Below are 19,242 nucleotides of genomic sequence, written 5' to 3'. Positions count from 1 at the left end.
TCCCGGGGCCTTCTGCGTACACCGGTCGGGCATCACGCGGCGGGCAGGGCCTCCAGCTGTGCCTGCAGCCGGGCGATGTCGGCCTCCGCCTTGGTGAGGCGGCCACGGATCTTGTCGACCACGTTGTCCGGCGCCTTCGCCAGGAACGCCTCGTTGCCGAGCTTCGCCGTGGCCTGCGCCTTCTCCTTCTCGGCGGCGGCCAAGTCCTTGGCCAGGCGCTTGCGCTCGGCCGCCACGTCGATCGTGCCGGACAGGTCCAGCGCCACCGTGGCGCCGGAGACCGGCAGGGTCGCCGTCGCCGTGAAGGCGTCGCCCTCCGGCTGCAGGCGCAGGAGCTGGCGGATGGCGGCCTCGTGCGGGGCGAGCGCCGTGCCCTCCAGGGCCAGGCGGGCCGGGACCTTCTGGCCCGGCTGCAGCCCCTGGTCGGCGCGGAAGCGGCGGACCTCGGTGATGACCTGCTGGAGCGTCTCGATCTCGCGCTCGGCGCCCGCGTCGCGGAAGCCGCTGTCGGACGGCCAGTCGGCGATGACGAGCGACTCGCCGCCGGTCAGCGCGGTCCAGAGCGTCTCCGTGACGAACGGGACGATCGGGTGGAGCAGCCGCAGGGTGACGTCGAGGACTTCGCCCAGGACGCGGGCCGAGACCTTCGCTCCCTCGCCGCCCGCCATGAACGTCGTCTTGGACAGCTCGACGTACCAGTCGAAGACCTCGTCCCACGCGAAGTGGAAGAGGGCGTCGGAGAGCTTGGCGAACTGGAAGTCGTCGTAGAGCGCGTCGACTTCGGCGACGGTCGCGTTGAGCCGGGACAGGACCCAGCGGTCCGTGGCCGACTGCTGCTCGACCGGCGGCAGGTCGCCCTCGATCGTCGCGCCGTTCATCATCGCGAAGCGCGTGGCGTTCCAGATCTTGTTGGCGAAGTTGCGCGAGCCCTGGACCCAGTCCTCGCCGATCGGCACGTCCGTGCCGGGGTTGGCGCCGCGGGCCAGCGTGAAGCGCAGGGCGTCCGAGCCGTACTTGTCCATCCAGTCCAGCGGGTTGACCGCGTTGCCGAAGGACTTCGACATCTTCTTGCCGAACTGGTCGCGGACCATGCCGTGCAGCACGATCGTGTGGAACGGCGGGGTGCCGTCCATCGCGTACAGGCCGAACATCATCATCCGGGCGACCCAGAAGAAGAGGATGTCGTAGCCGGTGACCAGGACGGAGTTCGGGTAGAACTTCGCGAGGCTCTCGGTCTCCTCGGGCCAGCCGAGCGTGGAGAACGGCCACAGGCCCGACGAGAACCACGTGTCGAGCACGTCGTTGTCCTGCGTCCAGCCCTCGCCGGTGGGCGCCTCGTCGTCGGGGCCGACGCAGACGACCTCGCCGTTCGGGCCGTACCAGACGGGGATGCGGTGGCCCCACCAGAGCTGGCGCGAGATGCACCAGTCGTGGAGGTTGTCGACCCAGTCGAAGTAGCGCTTCTCCATCTCCTGCGGGTGGATCTTGACCTTGCCGTCGCGGACCGCGTCACCGGCGGCCTTCGCGAGCGGGCCGACCTTGACCCACCACTGCATCGACAGGCGCGGCTCGATGGTGGTCTTGCAGCGCGAGCAGTGGCCGACCGAGTGCGTGTAGGGGCGCTTCTCGGCGACGATGCGGCCCTCGGCGCGCAGCGCGCCGACGATCGCGGAGCGGGCCTCCAGGCGGTCCAGTCCCTGGAAGGGGCCGGGGACCGTGATGACCGCGTGCTCGTCCATGACGGCGATGTTCGGCAGGTTGTGGCGCTGACCGATCTCGAAGTCGTTCGGGTCGTGCGCGGGCGTCACCTTGACGCAGCCCGTGCCGAACTCGGGGTCGACGTGCTCGTCCGCGACGACCGGGATGGAGCGGTCGGTCAGCGGCAGCTTGATCAGCTTGCCGACGAGGTGCTTGTACCGCTCGTCGTCGGGGTGCACGGCGATGGCCGTGTCGCCGAGCATCGTCTCGGCGCGGGTGGTGGCGACGACGACGGTCTCGTCGCCCTCGCCGTACTTCAGGGAGACGAGCTCGCCGTCGTCGTCCTGGTACTCGACCTCGATGTCGGAGATCGCCGTCAGACAGCGCGGGCACCAGTTGATGATGCGCTCGGCGCGGTAGATCAGCTCGTCGTCGTAGAGCTTCTTGAAGATCGTCTGGACGGCCTGCGAGAGGCCCTCGTCCATGGTGAAGCGCTCGCGCTCCCAGTCGACGCCGTCGCCGAGGCGGCGCATCTGGCCGGAGATCTGGCCGCCGGACTCGCCCTTCCACTTCCAGACGCGCTCGATGAACGCCTCGCGCCCGAGGTCGTGGCGGGACTTGCCCTCCTTGGCGAGCTCGCGCTCCACCACGTTCTGCGTGGCGATGCCGGCGTGGTCCATGCCGGGCTGCCAGAGCGTCTCGTGGCCCTGCATGCGCTTGCGGCGGGTGAGGGCGTCGATCAGCGTGTGCTCGAAGGCGTGGCCCAGGTGGAGCGCGCCCGTGACGTTCGGCGGGGGGATGACGACGGTGTACGGCGGCTTGTCGCTCTTCTCGTCGGCGGAGAAGTAACCCCGTTCCACCCAGCGCTCGTACAGCGGCCCCTCTACCTCGGCCGGCGCGTACTGGGTCGGCAGTTCGGGAGTGGTCGCTGGAGGCTGCTGCTGAGCGTTCTCGGTCACGCGGTCAGTTTAGAGGGGTCGCGGAGCGGTGCCGAAACCGGAACGTTCAGCATCGCTTGTGGCCGGGGCCGCCACGGGCCCTGAACTTCGTTCAGGATGTCCCCAGACATCAGCGTTCGAGGGGGACCACGTCATGAGCCACCACCAGCCGGGCCCGTACGACGGGCAGCAGCCCCAGCAGCCGGGGCCGTACGGCGGCCCGCCCCAGCAGCCGAATCCGTACGGTCAGCCGCCGCAGGGCGTCCCCCCTCAGCAGCCTCCCCAGCAGCCCCAGCCCGGCTACGGCTTCCCGCAGCCCCCTCAGCAGGCGCCCCGGCAGGACGGCTACAGCCCGCCGCAGCAGCCCGGCCCCTACGGGCAGCAGTACGGGCAGCAGCCGCCCCAGGGGCCGTACGGCCGGCAGCCCCAGGACCCGTACGGGCAGCAGCAGCCCTACGGCCAGGCCCCGCCGCCCCCGCCCCCGCCTCCGCAGGGCGGCGCGGGCGGGAAGAAGCGGACCGGGCTCGTCATCGGCGCCGTCGCGGTGGTCGCGGCCCTCGGCGTCGGCGCGTACTTCCTCCTCAGCGGGTCCGACTCGGTGTCGGTCGAGGACGACGGGCCGCACAAGCTGGTGGCGCCGGCCTCGGTGGGCACGTTCAAGAAGGGCGACGACTCGGCCGCCCCCGACGACGGTCCGCTCGGCTCCGGCGACAAGAAGAACGCCGAGGAGATCGGCATCAAGAACCCGGAGAACGTGGCCGCCTCCTACGAGTCCGGCGAGGCGCTCAAGGGGAAGCAGATGAACTTCCAGGGCATGTACGGCGAGATCGACGACCCGGAGAAGGCGGTCGACGACGGCTTCGCCAAGGCGCGCGAGAACGCGGACAAGGAGTCCGGCAGCCGCGAGTCCGAGAAGATCGAATTCACCGGCAGCCCCGAGACCGTCGACCCCAAGGGCTTCCGCAACGCCGTGATGAAGTGCCAGACCGCCAGCTTCAAGGACGACGGCGAGGAGACGAAGCTGCCGATCTGCATCTGGGCCGACCACAGCACCTACGGCATCGTCTTCGGCATCGACCTGGCCGCGATGGTGAAGGGCGGCGGTGGCGGCATGGCGACCGACGACGTCGCGCAGTTCGCCTCCGACCTGCGCATCGCGGCCCGCGTCAAGGCGTAGCGGAGCGTTTGCGGACCATGTGCGGAGGAAAGGCCCGGGGCGGCGCGGACGCCCCGGGCCTTCGTACGTCCGTCGTCCGTCCGTCGTCCGTCCGTCGTCCGTCCGTCGTCCGTCCGTCGTACGTCCGCCCTGTGGAACAGCCCTTCAACAACTCCGCATCGATCCGAACCCGGCCGCCCCGAGCCCCTCGTGCATCCGCCAGGATGTTCGGAACACATAAGCATCGGGAGGGAACCCCAGCAATGAGCTACAACCAGCCGGGCCCGTACGGCAACCAGCAGCCCCAGCAGCCGGGGCCGTACGGCCAGCAGCCGCAGCAGCCCGGCCCCTACGGCCAGCCGCCGCAGGCCCCGCAGCCCGGCTACGGCTACCCCCAGCAGGCCCCGCAGCAGGGCGGTTACAGCCAGCCCCAGCAGCCGGGTCCGTACGGGCAGCAGCCGCCCCAGGGTCCGTACGGGCAGCAGCCCCAGGCCCCTTACGGGCAGGTACCCCCGCAGGCCCCTTACGGGCAGGTCCCGCCCCCGCCCCCGGGCGGCGGCAAGAAGAAGACCGGCATCATCATCGCCGCCGTCGCCGTGGTGGCCGCCGCGGCCGTCGGCGGCTACTTCGTCCTCTCCGGCAAGGACGACAAGGACGGCAAGAACGGCGGCTCCTCGAACGTCGCGGACAGCGGCATCAAGGACGACGGCCCGCACAAGCTGACCACGCCCGAGACCGTCCTGACCGAGTACAAGAAGGACGCGGAGCAGTCCAGCGGTCTGAACAGCATCGACCTGGACAAGGCCGAGGCGGCCGGGGTGAAGAACCCCAAGGACGTGCAGGCCGGTTACAAGTCGGGCGGCGAGGACAACCCGATGGCGCAGAAGATCCTGAGCTTCGGCGGCGTCTACGGGGACATCGAGGACCCGGAGTCCGTCGTCGACCACATGTTCACCAACGCCAAGGAGAAGAACGAGGCGTCGTCCGGCAGCGGCAGCGGCGAGAAGGTCACGCTGGTCGGCGAGCCCAAGGAGTACGAGCCGGCCGCGCTCGACGGCGCCGTCATGAAGTGCCAGGAGATGAAGGTCGACCTGGGCGGCAGCGGCACCTCCGGCACGAGCGCCGGCGCCTCCGGGCCGAGCGAGATGTCCGCGTCGACCTGCATATGGGGCGACCACAGCACCATCGGCTACGTCGTGACCACGGACGTCGCGAGCGCCGTGTCCGGGAAGTCCGCCGACCTCGACGAGGCCGCGTCGACCACGGCCAAGTTCCGCGGGGAAGTCCGCGTCAAGCTCTGACGCACGCCGGGCCGCCGTCCGGCCCTGCCGCTCCGGTCCGACAGGGCCCGGTCCTGAGGCCGGGCCCTGTTGCGTCAGGATGTCGGGAACACATCAGCATTTCCGAGGGGGAACCCCAGCAATGAGCTACAACCAGCCGGGACCGTACGGCGGCCAGCCGCCCCAGCAGCCCCAGCCGCCCCAGCAGCCGGGGCCGTACGGCCAGCAGCCGCAGCAGCCCGGCCCCTACGGCCAGCCGCCGCAGGCCCCGCAGCCCGGCTACGGCTATCCCCAGCAGGCACCGCCGCCGCAGCCCGGCTACGGCTACCCCCAGCAGGCACCGCAGCAGGCACCGCAGCAGGGCGGTTACAGCCAGCCCCAGCAGCCCGGCCCCTACGGGCAGCAGTACGGGCAGCAGCCGCCCCAGGATCCGTACGGCCAGGTTCCCCCGCAGGCCCCTTACGGGCAGGTCCCGCCCCCGCCCCCGGGCGGCGGCAAGAAGAAGACCGGCATCATCATCGCCGCCGTCGCCGTGGTCGCCGCCGCGGCCGTCGGCGGCTACTTCGTCCTCTCCGGCAAGGACGACAAGGACGGCAAGAACGGCGGCTCCTCGAACGTCGCGGACAGCGGCATCAAGGACGACGGCCCGCACAAGCTGACCACCCCTCAGACGCTCCTCGGCGAGTACGAGAAGGACCCGGCGCAGGCCGGCGGCGGCTTCAACTCCAGTGACATGGCGGCCGCGGAGAAGGCGGGCGTGAAGAACGCCAAGGACGTCGACGCCGCCTACAAGGCGGGGGACGACACCAACCCCCTGTCGCAGAAGGTCCTCCAGGTCATGGGCGTCTACGGCGACGTCACGGACCCGGCCAAGGTCGTCGACGGCATGTTCGCCAAGGTCAAGAAGGACTCCCAGGAGAACGGCTCGCAGACCGGCGAACTCGTCGGCAGCCCCGAGGACTTCAGCACCGGCGACGCCGTCCTCAAGTGCCAGGAGTCCGTGATCAAGAACGACAGCTCGGGCACCGGCTCGACGTCGGGCCCCAAGGAGATGCGGATGCCGGTCTGCATCTGGGGCGACCACAGCACCGTCGCCGTCATCGTGCCCGTCGAGGTCGCGGACGCCGTGGCCGGCAAGGTCTCGCTCAGCGACGCCTCGGCCACCACGCTCAAGGTCCGCAAGGCGGTCCGCGTCAAGAACTGAGCGTTCCCCGGCGTGCGGCGAGCCGCACCCGCGTACGACGAAGGGGGCGCCCCGCGATCACTCGCGGGGCGCCCCCTTCCACGTACTGCTCGACGAGCGGTCCGCCTAGGCGGACTTCTGCTCCCCGGCTCCCGGACCGCGTGCGTCGCGCGGCACCAGCGTCGGGTTCACGTTCGAGCGGACGACGTCCGCCGTGATGACGACACGGGCCACGTCCTTGCGGGACGGCACCTCGTACATCACCGACTGCAGGACCTCTTCCATGATGGCGCGGAGCCCTCGGGCGCCGGTCTGCCGCAGGATCGCCTGGTCCGCGATGGCCTCAAGCGCCTCGCGCTCGAACTCCAGCTCCACACCGTCGAGTTCGAACAGTCGCTGGTACTGCTTCACCAGCGCGTTCCTCGGCTCGACGAGGATCTGGAGCAGGGCCTCACGGTCGAGGTTGTGGACCGAGGTGATCACGGGGAGGCGGCCGATGAACTCGGGGATCATCCCGAACTTCACCAGGTCCTCCGGCATGATGTCCTCGAACTGGTCCTTCTCCTCCATCTCGCGCTTCGAGCGGATGGTGGCGCCGAAGCCGATGCCCTTGGCGCCCGCCCGCGACTCGATGATCTTCTCAAGGCCGGCGAAGGCGCCGCCCACGATGAAGAGCACGTTCGTCGTGTCGATCTGGATGAACTCCTGGTGCGGGTGCTTGCGGCCGCCCTGCGGCGGAACGGAGGCGGTGGTGCCCTCCAGGATCTTCAGCAGGGCCTGCTGGACGCCCTCACCCGAGACGTCGCGCGTGATCGACGGGTTCTCGCTCTTACGGGCGACCTTGTCGATCTCGTCGATGTAGATGATCCCGGTCTCGGCCTTCTTGACGTCGTAGTCGGCCGCCTGGATCAGCTTGAGCAGGATGTTCTCGACGTCCTCGCCGACATAGCCGGCCTCCGTCAGCGCCGTCGCGTCCGCGATGGCGAACGGCACGTTCAGCATGCGCGCGAGCGTCTGCGCGAGGAGCGTCTTGCCGGAGCCGGTCGGGCCGAGCAGCAGGATGTTGGACTTCGCGAGTTCGATCGCGTCGTCACGGCCCTGTGCGCCGCCGTTCTCTCCGGCCTGGACCCGCTTGTAGTGGTTGTACACCGCTACCGAGAGGGCCTTCTTCGCGGGCTCCTGGCCCACGACGTAGCCCTCAAGGAATTCGTAGATCTCGCGAGGCTTGGGAAGTTCCTCCCAGCGGACCTCGCTCGTCTCCGCGAGCTCTTCCTCGATGATCTCGTTACAGAGGTCGATGCACTCGTCGCAGATGTACACACCGGGGCCTGCGATGAGCTTCTTGACCTGCTTCTGACTCTTTCCGCAGAACGAGCACTTGAGCAGATCGCCGCCGTCACCGATGCGTGCCACGAGGTGCTTCCCCTTCGCCTGGGAGACGCCACGTTCAGCGGCTCCTGGTGCCTCTATCCGACGGTACCTTGCCGAGCCCCCCGTTCGGGCCCCCCTTGGCACGGTTCGCTTCGACGTACGTCGTGCGCGAACCGTGCCACGGAGCGGCAGATGCTACAGCTCCGGGTCAGGCGACCGACGCATTGTTCATCTTCCGGGTGGAGATGATCTGGTCGATGAGACCGTACGAGAGCGCGTCCTCGGCCGTGAGGATCTTGTCGCGCTCGATGTCGTCGCGGATCTTCTCGATCGGCGTCGTCGAGTGCTTGGCCAGCATCTCTTCCAGCTGCGAACGCATCCGGAGGATCTCGTTGGCGGCGATCTCCAGGTCGGAGACCTGACCGCGGCCCGTCTCGCTGTAGGGCTGGTGGATCAGCACGCGCGCGTTCGGCAGGGCCATGCGCTTGCCCGGCGTACCCGCCGCGAGGAGCACGGCGGCGGCGGACGCGGCCTGGCCCATGCACACCGTCGAAACGTCCGGCTTCACGAACTGGATCGTGTCGTAGATGGCCGTGAGCGCGGTGAACGAGCCTCCCGGGCTGTTGATGTAGATCGAGATGTCACGGTCCGGGTCCATCGACTCCAGGCACAGGAGCTGCGCCATGACGTCGTTGGCGGACGCGTCGTCGATCTGCACGCCGAGGAAGATCACGCGCTCCTCGAAGAGCTTCGCGTACGGGTCGTACTCACGCACGCCCTGCGAGGTGCGCTCGACGAAGCGCGGGATGATGTAGCGGGACTCGGCGCGGGCGCCGGTGAACTCGGCCTGGCCGCTCTCGGCCTGCGTGCGCTCGTAGAGGCCGCTGCCGGGGAAGTTGTTCATCTCTGGTTCTCCTGAGAAGGGAGGGGCTGAGGTAGTGGCTTCGGGGCGCTGAGCACGGGGCTCAGGCTCCGGTGCCGCCCCCGCCCGGCATGCTGGCGGCGCTGGACATGATGTCGTCGATGAGGCCGTACTCCTTGGCCTCCTGCGGGTCGAACCAGCGGTCGCGGTCCGAGTCGCGGGTGACCTGCTCGACGGTCTGGCCGGTGTGGAACGCCGTCAGGTCGGCCATCTTCTTCTTGGTGAGCAGCAGCCGCTCGGCGTGGATCTTGATGTCCGACGCGGAGCCCGCGAGGCCCGCGGACGGCTGGTGGATCAGGATCTCGGCGTTCGGCAGCGCGAAGCGCTTGCCGGGCGTACCGGCGCTGAGCAGGAACTGGCCCATGGAGGCCGCCATGCCCATCGCGATCGTCACCACGTCGTTCTTGATGTACTGCATGGTGTCGTAGATCGCCATGCCGGCCGTGATCGAGCCGCCGGGGCTGTTGATGTAGAGAAAGATGTCCTTGTCCGGCTCTGCGGCAAGGAGCAGCAGCTGCGCGGTGATCTTGTTGGCAATGTCGTCGTCCACGGCCTGGCCGAGGAAGATGATCCGCTCGCCGAGCAGCCGGTTGTAGACCTGGTCGCCGAGGCCACCACCGATGGAGGGGTCGCCGGCGGCGGAGGGCATCAGATTCGTCACGTATCCACCTGCTCGTCTTACGACGGCGCCGGGCCGTCTCACGTCTTCAGCTGGGGCGTGGGGCACCCGCGTGCTCGCCGCTCCGGGGCGGCTCGGGGACTCCCCTGCCCTCGTATTCATGGACCCTAACGCGCGGGTCCCTCCGGGGAATCCCGCAGAGGGAACTGTTCGCTGTCAGCGCAGGTTCTGGCGGGGGCGCCTTGAGCGGGGGTCCGGGGTTGCCCCCAGATACCCCTGCGGGGCGCGGAGTGGCCGTTTCGGGGCCGCGTCGAACCTCGCGAGCGGCCCGGTGCGACCCCGCCCCCGGCCGGGGCCTTGCGGCGGCACGTGCGGCTGCGAGCCGACGAGGACGTACCGCACTCGCCGTGCGGCCTGGCCCGGCAGACGCGACTGCGGCCCTGACGGGGCGGGGACGGTGCGCGCCTCGCGGGGAACGCGACAGGGCCCCCGGAAGAATCCCGGGGGCCCTGCGTGCGTTCAGTGGAGCGCGGGGGCGATCAGGCCTCCGTCTTCTCCTCGGCGGAGTCGTCCGACTCGGCCTGCTCGCCCTCGGCGGCAGCCGGCTCGTCCGTCTCGTCCTCGAGGTCTACGACCTCGCCGTTCGTGTCCTTGACCGTCGCCGCCTCGACGACGACCGCGAGGGCCTTGCCGCGCGCGACCTCGCCGACGAGCATCGGGACCTGGCCGCCCTCGACGACGGCCTGGGCGAACTGGTCGGGGGACATGCCGGAGGACTGCGCGCGACGCATGAGGTGCTCGGTGAGCTCCTCCTGGTTCACGTTCAGCTTCTCCTTGTTGACGAGCTCGTCCAGGACGAACTGCGTCTTGATGCCCTTCTCCGCCTGCTCCTTGGTCTCGGCGTCGAACTCTTCCTCGCTCTTGCCCTGGATCTCCAGGTACTTCGCGAGGTCGAGGCCCATCTGGCCGAGCTGGTGGTTCACCAGGTTGTGCTTGCGGGTCTCGATCTCGTCCGCGAGGAGCTTCTCGGGGACGGGGACCTCGACCAGCTCGAGCAGCTTCTCCAGGACGCGCTCCTGGGCCTGCGTCGCCTGGTCGTACTGCTTCATGTTCTCGAGGCGCTTGCGGCTGTCGGCCTTCAGCTCGTCGAGGGTGTCGAACTCGGAGGCGAGCTGCGCGAAGTCGTCGTCCAGGGACGGCAGTTCACGGGCGGCGACCTGGGTGACCTTGACGGTGACCTCGGACTCCTTGCCGGCGGCAGAGCCACCCTTGAGCTCGGAGGTGAAGGTGGCCTCGCCACCGGCCTCCAGGCCCGTCACGGCCTCGTCGATGCCCTCGAGGAGCTCGCCGGAGCCGATCGTGTAGGAGACGCCGGACGCGACGCCGTCCTCCAGGACCTCGCCCTCGACCTTGGCCTCCAGGTCGATCGTCACGACGTCGCCGTCCGCGGCGGCACGCTCGACCGGGGACGTGGAGGCGAAGCGCTCGCGCAGCTCCTCGACGGCCTTGTCGACGTCCTCGTCGCTGACCTCGATCGCGTCGACCTCGACCTCGATGCCGGAGTAGTCCGGGATCTCGATCGCGGGACGGATGTCGACCTCGGCGGTGAAGTTGAGGGTCTCGTTGTCCTTCAGCTCGGTGATGTCCACCTCGGGCTGGCCCAGGACGTTGAGCTCGGCCTCGTTGACGGCCTCGGTGTAGAACTTCGGGAGCGCGTCGTTGACGGCCTCTTCGAGGACGGCGCCGCGGCCGAACCGCTGGTCGATGACGCGGGCCGGGATCTTGCCCTTGCGGAAGCCCTTCACCGTGACCTGCTGGTTGATCTTCTTGTAGGCCGCGTCGAGGCTGTCCTTGAGCTCCTCGAAGGGCACCTCAACAGTGAGCCGAACCCGGGTCGGGTTCAGGGTCTCCACGGCGCTCTTCACGGTTCGGTCTCCTTGGGGCTGACTTCTTGGGATTGAGCCCGGCTCAGAGACACACGGGCACACAGATTGCATAGTAACGGCAAGCGGGAGCCGACCCACAATGCGATCTTGGATGCGATGCCGGGGCGGCCTCGACGCCGCCCCGCAGCAGGCGGCACCGCGGAAGGAAGGCGTGGCCCTGCGGAAGGAGAGAGTGGTGAAGAGGGTGGTCGGGGTGGCGGGATTTGAACCCACGGCCTTCCGCTCCCAAAGCGGACGCGCTACCAAGCTGCGCCACACCCCGTCGGTGCGACACGTAGGGTACATGCCCGCAGGCAGTGCGGCTCCCGGTTAAACGGGGCCTGATGAGGGGGGCGTGCGGCGAAGGCCCACGACCCGCTACGATGCCTGTCGTGCCGCGGCGTCCGCGTCGTGGCGCGAACCGTGCGGGCGTAGCTCAATGGTAGAGCCCTAGTCTTCCAAACTAGCTACGCGGGTTCGATTCCCGTCGCCCGCTCTCATGAGGAACCCCAGGCCGGTCACGGCCTGGGGTTTCGTCGTTCCCGGGCCGTCTGTCGCCCGCGCGGCGCACGGGCCCGCGGACGGGCGTGCGCCGCGGGCCTCGGAACGCGGAGCTCGGAGGCGGAGCTCAGAAGCTGATCGAGTTAATGGTCTCCGCCACTTCGTTGAGGAAGCGGTTTATGGAGGGGGCCATGCCCGTGGAAGCGAGGAAGAAGCCGAAGAGCACCGCGACGACCGCGGGCCCCGCCTTGAGCGATCCCCCGCGGATCAGCACCACAAGGATGATCGCCAACAGCAGTACTACTGATAGCGAAATGGCCACACTGATCACACCCTAGGTCGGTCGCTCTCCCGGCCCGGGGGGTACGACCCCGTACTCCCCCGCCAGGGACCATCGTGCCACCAACAGGCCCGCTGTATGCGGCCGGTGACACATCGTCGGCCAACGCTTCCCGGCCGCGGTGCGCCGGGGCGCCCCGGGGGCGTATGCGCGGCGCACGGTCGCACGGCAATTCGACGGGCCGCGGGCACGGGTAATTCGGCTTGATCGTTGCCATCGCCACACATGGCGTTCGCAGTAAATTCGAATTGTCGCCGACGGCACATCATCCGGGCGTAACTTCACCCGGGCATCCATTCAGCCGCGCGGCTAATCGGACATTTCACCAGAGTCGCCCGCGAACGTTATGCACCATTTAAACCGGATGAGTTGTGACGTACCGGACGCGATGTGACCGAAGACAACGTCAGACAACGACATCTCTTTGTCGACTCGGCCCGAATCCGGGGTACCCGGTACCCGTTAAGCGGGATTCTCCACACCGGGATTGGAAGAGATTGAGTTGACGAAAGCGGCGAGGGTTTTACGAAAACACCGCCACGACGCTAGGGTGCCTCAGATGTTCCACGCTGCCACCATCCCCCCAGGCGCAGTGCGGTCCCGGGTCGTCTCACCGAGCTCGTGGTGGGAGGGCCTGTGACCAACTCGGTGCACCCGCACGGACGCCACCGGACGCCGCTTCCCCCGGCCCAGGTGCCGGCCGCCGCCGGAGTCCCCACTCCCCGCGCCCACCATCCGACGCCGCAGGCCACCGCAGCACCCCCCACCACGGCAGGCCGCAGCACCGCCCAAGGCAACCCGAGCACGTCCAAGCCCGCGAAGCAGCGCGACGCGTTCTTCGACAATGCCAAGTACCTGGCGATCGTCCTCGTGGCGATGGCTCACGCATGGGAACCGCTGACGGATCACAGTCGTACGGCCGAGGCGCTGTACATGACCGTCTACACGTTCCACATGCCGGCGTTCATCCTGATCTCCGGCTACTTCTCGCGCAGTTTCGACATGCGGGCCGACCGGCTCAAGCGGCTGGTCACCGGCATCGCGGTGCCGTACGTGATCTTCGAGGTCGCGTACACCTTCTTCAAGCGCTGGGCGGACGACGACCCCACCCAGCCGATCAGCCTGCTCGACCCCTGGTACCTCACCTGGTTCCTGGTCGCGCTCTTCGTGTGGCGGCTCACCGTGCCGCTGTGGAAGATCGTGCGCTGGCCCGTGGCGCTCTCGCTGGCCATCGCCATCCTCGCCGTCATCTCACCGGACATCGGCGACGACCTCGACCTGCAGCGCGTGCTCCAGTTCATGCCGTTCTTCGTGCTCGGCCTCTTCATGAAGCCCGAGTACTTCCAGTTGGTGCGCCGCCGCGAGGTGCGGATCCTCTCCGTGCCGATCTTCGCGAGCGCGCTGCTCCTCTCCTACTGGGCCGCGCCGCGGATGACCTCCGCCTGGTTCTACCACCGTGACAGCGCCCAGGAGCTGGGTGTTCCGTGGTGGGTCGGCGTCGTGATGACGCTGGCGCTGTTCGGCTGCTCGGTGGTCCTCACCGCGTGCTTCTTCGCGTGGGTGCCGCGCCGCAAGATGTGGTTCACGGTGCTCGGCGCGGGCACGCTGTACGGCTACCTGCTGCACGGCTTCCTCGCCAAGGGCTCCCGTTTCTGGGGCTGGTTCGAGAACTACGAGTGGCTGCACAAGCCGGCCGGCGAGATCTTCGTGACCGTGGTCGCCGGCACCGTGGTGACCCTCCTGTGCACCCCACCGGTGCAGCGGATGTTCCGTTTCGCGATGGAGCCCAAGATGGAATGGGCCTTCAAGCGGGACGCGGCGGCGCTGGCCAGGGAACGGTCCGGGGCGAAGACGTAGCGGACCTCCGCTACAGCCCCAACAGGGCGCGCATGACGGCGTACTTCTCCGTCAGGCGCGCCCTTGTCGTTGCGTCGAGGACCGCGAGGCGGGCCGGGTCCGCGTTGTGCGCGAGGTCCGCCTCCTTCACGAGGCGGGCTCCGTCCGTCGCCAGGATGCGGGCGGCGTACGCCTCCTTGGGCTCGTCGGGGCGCTTGGTGAGCGCCAGGACGACGGCCTTCGTCCGAGGGGTCAGCGGGGCCTCGGCCAGCCACCGCTCCGTCAGGGCGCCGTCCTCGACGGAGTCGTGCAGCCAGGCCGCGGCGATCTGTTCGTCGTCGCCGCCCCTGGTCCGCACTCCCTCGGCCACGGCCTGGAGGTGTTCGGCGTAGGGGCGGCCCGCCTTGTCGGTCTGGGCGGCGTGGGCCTCGCGGGCCAGGGCTTCCACCGCGGCGAGCGGGAGGGGCGACGGGCTGGGACGGTCCATACGGGGATTCTTCCCCAGGCCCGTACGCGGGACCATGCGCAGGCCCGTACGCAGGACCATGCGCAGGCCCGTACGCGGGACCATGCGCAGGCCCGTCCGTCAGTGGCCGTTCCTCGGCGAGGCCAGTGCCGCCCGCGCCGGGAGCGCCGTCGACGCGAGGCCCAGGAGCAGGACCGCGCCCGCGAAGGAGCCGTACAACAGCGGGGGGATGTAAGGGGATTCGCCGGTCAGGCCCTTCATCATCGGGACCAGCGTGGCCAGGGCGATGGCCGTGCCGATGACGATGCCCGCGCAGGCCACGAGCAGCGCCTCCCAGCGGACCATCCGCATCACCTGGCGGCGCGTGGAGCCGATCAGGCGGAGCGTGCCGAGTTCGCGGCGGCGGTCCAGGACCGTCATCACGAGGGTGTTGACCGCGGCGACGGCCGCGAAGCCGCCGAGGACGGCCGCCATGGTGGTGTTGGCCCAGGCGTTGAGCTCGCGGTCCAGGGACCGGGCGGTGGCGTAGCCCTCGCGGTCCGTGAGCGTGCCGAGGCCGGCGAGCGCCTGCGCGGAGCCGCCCCGCGTCCAGATCTCGGTGGCGAAGGACGAGGTGACGTGCTGTTTCAGGTCGGCCGCGGGCATGGTCACCTCGGCGAGGCCCAGCCCCCTGCCGTACGTGGCCACGACCTTCGGCGACGCCTTGGTGCCGTCGGGCAGCCGGACGTCGATGCGGTCGCCGGTGGTGATGTGGGCGGAGTCGGCGAGCGTGCTGTCGACGGCGATCTGGCCCCTGGCGAGGCCGAGCGCCCCGGTCTCGACGCCCAGGTCCTGGACCTCGGCGAGGTCGGCCGCCGAGCCGGTGATGCCCTGGGTGGAGGCGGACTGCAGCCAGCGGTCGCCGCCCGAGCCCACCGGGACGAGCACGGAGGTCTTGAGGACGCCGACGGCGTGGGTGACGCCCTTCGCGGCGGCGGCCCGGGTGACCTCGCCCGGGGCGAGGCCGGCCTCGCGGCTGACGATGTGGTCGGCGGTGATGCCCGCGCGCTGCTGGTCGGCGGCGACCCGGTCCTCGCTGGTGTGCATGAAGACGAGGACGGAGGAGAAGGCCATGGCGAGCACGATCGGGGTGATCGCGGAGGCCAGCCTGCGGGCGTTCGTACGGGAGTTGGCGGCGGCCAGCGAGGCGGCGGCGCCCGCGCCGCGCAGCGGCAGACCGAAGAGGGCGGCGCAGCCCCGGGCCACCAGCGGGCCGAGCAGGGCCACGGCGAGCATGAAGAGCATGACGACGCCGAGTGCCGCGTTGGCCGCGTCCTCGCCGGTGTTGTGCGCGGCGAATCCGGCGAAGATCGCGCCGCCGACCGCGGCCGCGACGCCCAGCGGCGTCCGGATCCAGCCGAGCGGGAACCGTTCGACGGAGGCCTCGGCGAGTGCCTGTCCCGGCTTGATGCGGGAGGGGCGGCGGGCCGCCATGTAGCCGGCGCCGAGCGCGGAGAGGACGGCGACGCCGACGGCGGAGACGAGCGGGATGAACGAGACGGACAGGTCCACGCCCCGCGGGATCGCGCCCTTGTCCTTGAGCTGCCCGAACCACCAGGTGGCCAGGGCGATGCCGGGCAGCAGGCCGACGGCTCCGGCGAGCGGCGCGACGAGGAGGGTCTCGGTGGCGATGGTGCGGCGGATCTGGCGCGGGGTGGTGCCGATGGCCCGCAGCAGCGCGTACTCGCGGGCGCGCTGGCCCACCGAGAGGGCGACGGTGCCCGCCGAGGTGAAGACGGCGGTCAGGGCGGCGATGCCGCCGAAGGAGCCGCCGAGGCCGGTGAGCAGTTCCTTGGCGTAGGCGAGCGAGGAGCCCTCGGCGTCGCTGCGGTCGTCGCCGGAGTACACCTTCGCCTTGCCGCCGACGGCGTGCGCCACCCGGGACTTGAGGGTGTCGGCGGAGACACCGTCCTCGGGCAGTACGGCGACGGCGTCGATCCGGCCGGGGTGCCCGGAGACGCGAACGGCCTCGGAGTCGGCGAACCAGGCGGTCGGGCCCGCGTCCCCGGTCCCGCCCCCGCGCACCGTGCCGGAGACCCGGACCTCGCGCGGCCCGTCCGCCGTGGTGAGGGTGGTGCGTTCGCCGACGGACGCGCCGGGTGCGGCGAGGACGACCTCGCCGGGGTGCGGGGCGCGGCCCGCGGTCAGCTTCTCGCCGGTGAAGGCGGTGGAGCCCCAGCCGTGCGCGGTGACGTCCTTGCCGCCGGACCGCACGGGGAAGGTGACGTCGGGGACGGCGGTACGGGCGCCGGGCACGGCTGCCGCCTTCGCGACCAGGGACGCGTCGACGCGGGCCCGGTCGGGCATCGGCGTGGAGTTCTCGGAGCGGGAGTCGCCGCTGCCGGTGACGAAGTGGGCCATCTGGTCGGCGGCGGCCACCACGGGGGCGTTCGCGTAGCGGGTGGGTGGCACGGAGGCGCGTACGCCGGTCTCCAGGAGGATGCCGCAGGCGGACACGATCAGCGAGGCCATCATCAGGGCGACGAAGGTGCCGGCGAAGGCGGCGGGTTTGAAGCGGACGGCCGCGCGGGCGAGGCCGTTGGGCACGAGCGCCATTACGCGGCCGCCTTCGTGTACGCGGGAGCCGTGGCCGTCAGGGACGCCATGCGGGCCGCGATGGCGGCGGCCGACGCGCGCTCCAGGCGGTCGACGATCGAGCCGTCGGCGAGGAAGAGCACGCGGTCCGCGTAGGCCGCGGCGGCCGGGTCGTGGGTGACCATGACGACGGTGGCGCCCATGCCGTCGACGGCGGAGCGCAGCAGGCCGAGGATCTCGGCGGCCGTGGTGGTGTCGAGGGCGCCGGTCGGCTCGTCGGCGAAGATCACGTCGGGCTCGGTGACCAGGGCGCGGGCGATGGCGACGCGCTGCTGCTGGCCGCCGGAGAGCTGGCCGGGGCGGCGGCGTCCCTTGTCGCCGAGGCCGACGCGGGCGAGCGTCTCGGCGGCCTTGCGGCGGTCGGGGCGGTGTCCCGCCAGGCGCATCGGCAGGACGACGTTCTGCTCGACGGTGAGCGAAGGCAGCAGGTTGAAGGCCTGGAAGACGAAGCCGAGGCGGGTGCGGCGCAGCGCGGTGAGCTTGTTCTCGCTCATGCCGGTGATCTCGGTGCCGCCGAGGTGGACGGTGCCTCCGCTCGGCCGGTCGAGGCCCGCCGCGCACTGCAGGAAGGTGGACTTGCCGGATCCGGAAGGGCCCATGACGGCGGTGAAGCTGCCGCGGGGCAGGGCGAGGTCGATGCCGGCCAGGGCGTGCACGGCGCCGGAGCCGCGCCCGTACTGGCGGCGGACGGCGCGCAGCTCGACGGCCCAGTCGCCGGGCAGGCCGCTCGGCATCGCGGGCACCTGACCTGCCTGCGCGCCCACTTCTGCCCGCTTCTTCCGTCGCAGCCCCATGGCTGTGCCCGCCTTCCGTCCGTACGTCGCCGATCACATCGCTGATCGCGTCCCTGGGTGATGCCTCGAACGTACGGATACGGGGGTGGCCCGGACCATGAGGTCGGCTGGCGAAACGAGGGTGGGGAGAACCCCACCCCCACCCTTCAGTTTCTCCTCCCGCTCCACCGCACCATCACTCACAGTGAAGCCCACGGCTCGACGTCCCGGGGGGCCACAGACGCTAACCCCCTCCCTCACGAGGCCAGTTGGTGCATTCGCGTCCCCCGTACGCCATTTCGCCCCTACTCTTGACCGCGACCGGAGGCAACCCTCCGTGACGCTGGAGGCAGCCATGACGCAACCCCGCACGCTCGACGCGAGCGCATCACCCCTCGACTACTACGGCGCGGAGCTGCGCCGCCTGCGCGAAGCCGCCGGACTGAGCCAGTCCCAGCTGGGCGGCTGCATCTTCTGCACGGCCTCCCTGGTGGGCCAGATCGAGACGGCGAAGAAAGTCCCGACGCGGGACTTCTCCGAGCGGGTGGACGCGGCGCTCGGGACGGAGGGCCATCTCTCGCGCCTCATCGGCCTGGTGCTGCGCAGCCAGCTGCCGAGCTGGTTCCAGGCGTACGCGGAGCTGGAGGCGCGGGCATCCTACATCTCCACGTACCAGGCGCAGTTGGTGTACGGACTTCTCCAGACGGAGGCGTACGCGCGGGCCGTTCTCGGCGTCCTCACGGACGACCACATCGACGCGCGGGCGGCGGCCCGCATCGAGCGACAGCGGGTCCTGCGGCGGGAGAACCCGCCGCTGCTGTGGGTGGTGCTCAGCGAGGCGGTGCTGCACCAGGAGATCGGCGGTCACGCGGTCATGCGCGAACAGCTCACGCACCTGTTGAAGTTCCTGGACAGCCAGTGGGTGAACATCCAGATCCTGCCGTTCACGGCAGGCCAACACGCGGGCCTCCCTGGCACCTTCAATACCTTGCGCTTCGACGGCGACCCCGATCTCATCTACACCGAGGACTTTGTCCAAGGACACATGACGGCTCATCCCGAGAAGGTCAAGGAAAGCGCCCTTCGTTACGCTCACTTGCAGGCATCCGCCCTGTCCGTTGAGGGCTCGGCGGCACTGATCGCGCGCGTGATGGAGGAACGATATGGGGACCAACCAGCCGACGGCGGGCGTGACATGGCGTAAGTCGAGCTACAGCGGCACCACCGGCGGCGACTGCGTGGAGTGCGCCCCGCTCGGCACCGCGGCCTGGCACAAGTCGTCGTACAGCAGTGACACTGGCGGCGACTGCGTCGAGGTCGCCGACCTCCGCGCCCACGTCGCCGTACGCGATTCCAAGAACGCCGAGGGCCCCGCCTTCACCGTCACGCCCGGCGCCTTCGCCGCGTTCGTCGCGGCGGCGGCCGCGGGCCGCGTGTAGCGCCGGCCGCCCGAACCTTTCCCTCCCGGCCCGCTCGGTGCGGGGCAGCGCCCTCTGCCCCGCACCGAGCGGGCTTTTCGCTGTCCCCAGGGACCCCGGCGGATCGTTTGGTAACCTAAGTATTGACGCGTTCTTGACGCTTCCTTTGCACTAAGCACTTT

The 19,242-nt window shown here is 70.0% G+C and carries 15 protein-coding genes and 2 tRNA genes; 7 read left to right on the top strand and 10 right to left on the bottom strand.

What is annotated here, in order from left to right:
• Positions 1–32 precede the first annotated feature (32 nt).
• Positions 33–2,657, bottom strand: coding sequence for a valine--tRNA ligase (locus ACZ592_RS27680; RefSeq protein WP_471584341.1), 2,625 nt, complete (start codon positions 2,655–2,657; stop codon positions 33–35).
• A 133-nt stretch (positions 2,658–2,790) separates the two neighbouring features.
• Between ACZ592_RS27680 and ACZ592_RS27675 the strand changes: the two genes are divergently transcribed.
• The 3 genes from ACZ592_RS27675 to ACZ592_RS27665 all read left to right on the top strand — a co-directional run bounded on the left by ACZ592_RS27675 (position 2,791) and on the right by ACZ592_RS27665 (position 6,276).
• Positions 2,791–3,813, top strand: a complete 1,023-nt coding sequence (locus ACZ592_RS27675; RefSeq protein ID WP_471584340.1) for a hypothetical protein — start codon at positions 2,791–2,793, stop codon at positions 3,811–3,813.
• A 242-nt stretch (positions 3,814–4,055) separates the two neighbouring features.
• Positions 4,056–5,093: a hypothetical protein gene (locus ACZ592_RS27670; RefSeq protein WP_471584339.1), complete on the top strand. Its 1,038-nt coding sequence runs from the start codon at positions 4,056–4,058 to the stop codon at positions 5,091–5,093.
• A gap of 121 nt (positions 5,094–5,214) precedes the next feature.
• Entirely contained in the window at positions 5,215–6,276 is a 1,062-nt protein-coding gene (locus ACZ592_RS27665) for a hypothetical protein (RefSeq protein WP_471584338.1), read from the top strand.
• A 105-nt stretch (positions 6,277–6,381) separates the two neighbouring features.
• On the opposite strand, the gene clpX is transcribed toward ACZ592_RS27665, so the two are convergent.
• The 5 genes from clpX to ACZ592_RS27640 form a co-directional block, all read right to left on the bottom strand.
• Positions 6,382–7,668: an ATP-dependent Clp protease ATP-binding subunit ClpX gene (clpX, locus tag ACZ592_RS27660; RefSeq protein ID WP_055569952.1), complete on the bottom strand. Its 1,287-nt coding sequence runs from the start codon at positions 7,666–7,668 to the stop codon at positions 6,382–6,384.
• 166 nt (positions 7,669–7,834) lie between these two features.
• Positions 7,835–8,530, bottom strand: coding sequence for an ATP-dependent Clp protease proteolytic subunit (locus ACZ592_RS27655; RefSeq protein ID WP_471584337.1), 696 nt, complete (start codon positions 8,528–8,530; stop codon positions 7,835–7,837).
• Between the two features lie 61 nt (positions 8,531–8,591).
• Positions 8,592–9,197, bottom strand: a complete 606-nt coding sequence (locus tag ACZ592_RS27650; protein ID WP_268775614.1) for an ATP-dependent Clp protease proteolytic subunit — start codon at positions 9,195–9,197, stop codon at positions 8,592–8,594.
• 509 nt (positions 9,198–9,706) lie between these two features.
• Positions 9,707–11,092 (bottom strand): trigger factor, encoded by a 1,386-nt coding sequence (gene tig, locus ACZ592_RS27645; protein WP_471584336.1) that lies wholly within the window; start codon positions 11,090–11,092, stop codon positions 9,707–9,709.
• A gap of 206 nt (positions 11,093–11,298) precedes the next feature.
• Positions 11,299–11,375: transfer RNA gene (locus ACZ592_RS27640), tRNA-Pro, on the bottom strand.
• A 142-nt stretch (positions 11,376–11,517) separates the two neighbouring features.
• Between ACZ592_RS27640 and ACZ592_RS27635 the strand changes: the two genes are divergently transcribed.
• Positions 11,518–11,588: transfer RNA gene (locus tag ACZ592_RS27635), tRNA-Gly, on the top strand.
• A gap of 132 nt (positions 11,589–11,720) precedes the next feature.
• Here ACZ592_RS27635 and ACZ592_RS27630 read toward each other — a convergent pair.
• Positions 11,721–11,915 (bottom strand): hypothetical protein, encoded by a 195-nt coding sequence (locus ACZ592_RS27630; protein WP_467770386.1) that lies wholly within the window; start codon positions 11,913–11,915, stop codon positions 11,721–11,723.
• 654 nt (positions 11,916–12,569) lie between these two features.
• Between ACZ592_RS27630 and ACZ592_RS27625 the strand changes: the two genes are divergently transcribed.
• Positions 12,570–13,790, top strand: a complete 1,221-nt coding sequence (locus ACZ592_RS27625) for an acyltransferase family protein (protein WP_471584335.1) — start codon at positions 12,570–12,572, stop codon at positions 13,788–13,790.
• A 10-nt stretch (positions 13,791–13,800) separates the two neighbouring features.
• Here ACZ592_RS27625 and ACZ592_RS27620 read toward each other — a convergent pair whose 3' ends face one another.
• From ACZ592_RS27620 to ACZ592_RS27610, 3 genes are all read right to left on the bottom strand, one after another.
• A complete protein-coding gene (locus ACZ592_RS27620) occupies positions 13,801–14,256 on the bottom strand; it encodes an HD domain-containing protein (protein WP_471584411.1) in 456 nt (151 codons plus the stop codon).
• Between the two features lie 99 nt (positions 14,257–14,355).
• Entirely contained in the window at positions 14,356–16,830 is a 2,475-nt protein-coding gene (locus ACZ592_RS27615) for an FtsX-like permease family protein (protein WP_471584334.1), read from the bottom strand.
• Positions 16,830–17,663, bottom strand: coding sequence for an ABC transporter ATP-binding protein (locus ACZ592_RS27610; protein WP_471584333.1), 834 nt, complete (start codon positions 17,661–17,663; stop codon positions 16,830–16,832). Before ACZ592_RS27610 ends, ACZ592_RS27615 begins: the two co-directional genes overlap by 1 nt.
• 334 nt (positions 17,664–17,997) lie before the next feature.
• Here ACZ592_RS27610 and ACZ592_RS27605 point away from each other — a divergent pair, with 334 nt between their 5' ends.
• A complete protein-coding gene (locus ACZ592_RS27605; RefSeq protein WP_471584332.1) occupies positions 17,998–18,846 on the top strand; it encodes a helix-turn-helix domain-containing protein in 849 nt (282 codons plus the stop codon).
• Positions 18,806–19,081: a DUF397 domain-containing protein gene (locus ACZ592_RS27600; RefSeq protein ID WP_471584331.1), complete on the top strand. Its 276-nt coding sequence runs from the start codon at positions 18,806–18,808 to the stop codon at positions 19,079–19,081. The genes ACZ592_RS27605 and ACZ592_RS27600 overlap by 41 nt, the downstream gene beginning before the upstream one ends.
• Positions 19,082–19,242: the final 161 nt, after the last annotated feature.

The organism is Streptomyces sp. NPDC040622, assembly GCF_055593965.1.
This window is presented reverse-complemented; position numbering and strand designations above follow the sequence as displayed.

Excerpts from the sequence above, each read along its gene's own strand:
- ACZ592_RS27670 (WP_471584339.1), top strand. The coding sequence starts at position 4,056 with ATGAGCTACAACCAGCCGGGCCCGTACGGCAACCAGCAGCCCCAGCAG.
- ACZ592_RS27600 (WP_471584331.1), top strand. The coding sequence starts at position 18,806 with ATGGGGACCAACCAGCCGACGGCGGGCGTGACATGGCGTAAGTCGAGC.
- ACZ592_RS27610 (WP_471584333.1), bottom strand. The coding sequence starts at position 17,663 with ATGGGGCTGCGACGGAAGAAGCGGGCAGAAGTGGGCGCGCAGGCAGGT.
- ACZ592_RS27605 (WP_471584332.1), top strand. The coding sequence starts at position 17,998 with ATGACGCAACCCCGCACGCTCGACGCGAGCGCATCACCCCTCGACTAC.
- ACZ592_RS27655 (WP_471584337.1), bottom strand. The coding sequence starts at position 8,530 with ATGAACAACTTCCCCGGCAGCGGCCTCTACGAGCGCACGCAGGCCGAG.
- ACZ592_RS27675 (WP_471584340.1), top strand. The coding sequence starts at position 2,791 with ATGAGCCACCACCAGCCGGGCCCGTACGACGGGCAGCAGCCCCAGCAG.
- ACZ592_RS27665 (WP_471584338.1), top strand. The coding sequence starts at position 5,215 with ATGAGCTACAACCAGCCGGGACCGTACGGCGGCCAGCCGCCCCAGCAG.
- ACZ592_RS27615 (WP_471584334.1), bottom strand. The coding sequence starts at position 16,830 with ATGGCGCTCGTGCCCAACGGCCTCGCCCGCGCGGCCGTCCGCTTCAAA.
- ACZ592_RS27620 (WP_471584411.1), bottom strand. The coding sequence starts at position 14,256 with ATGGACCGTCCCAGCCCGTCGCCCCTCCCGCTCGCCGCGGTGGAAGCC.
- ACZ592_RS27650 (WP_268775614.1), bottom strand. The coding sequence starts at position 9,197 with ATGCCCTCCGCCGCCGGCGACCCCTCCATCGGTGGTGGCCTCGGCGAC.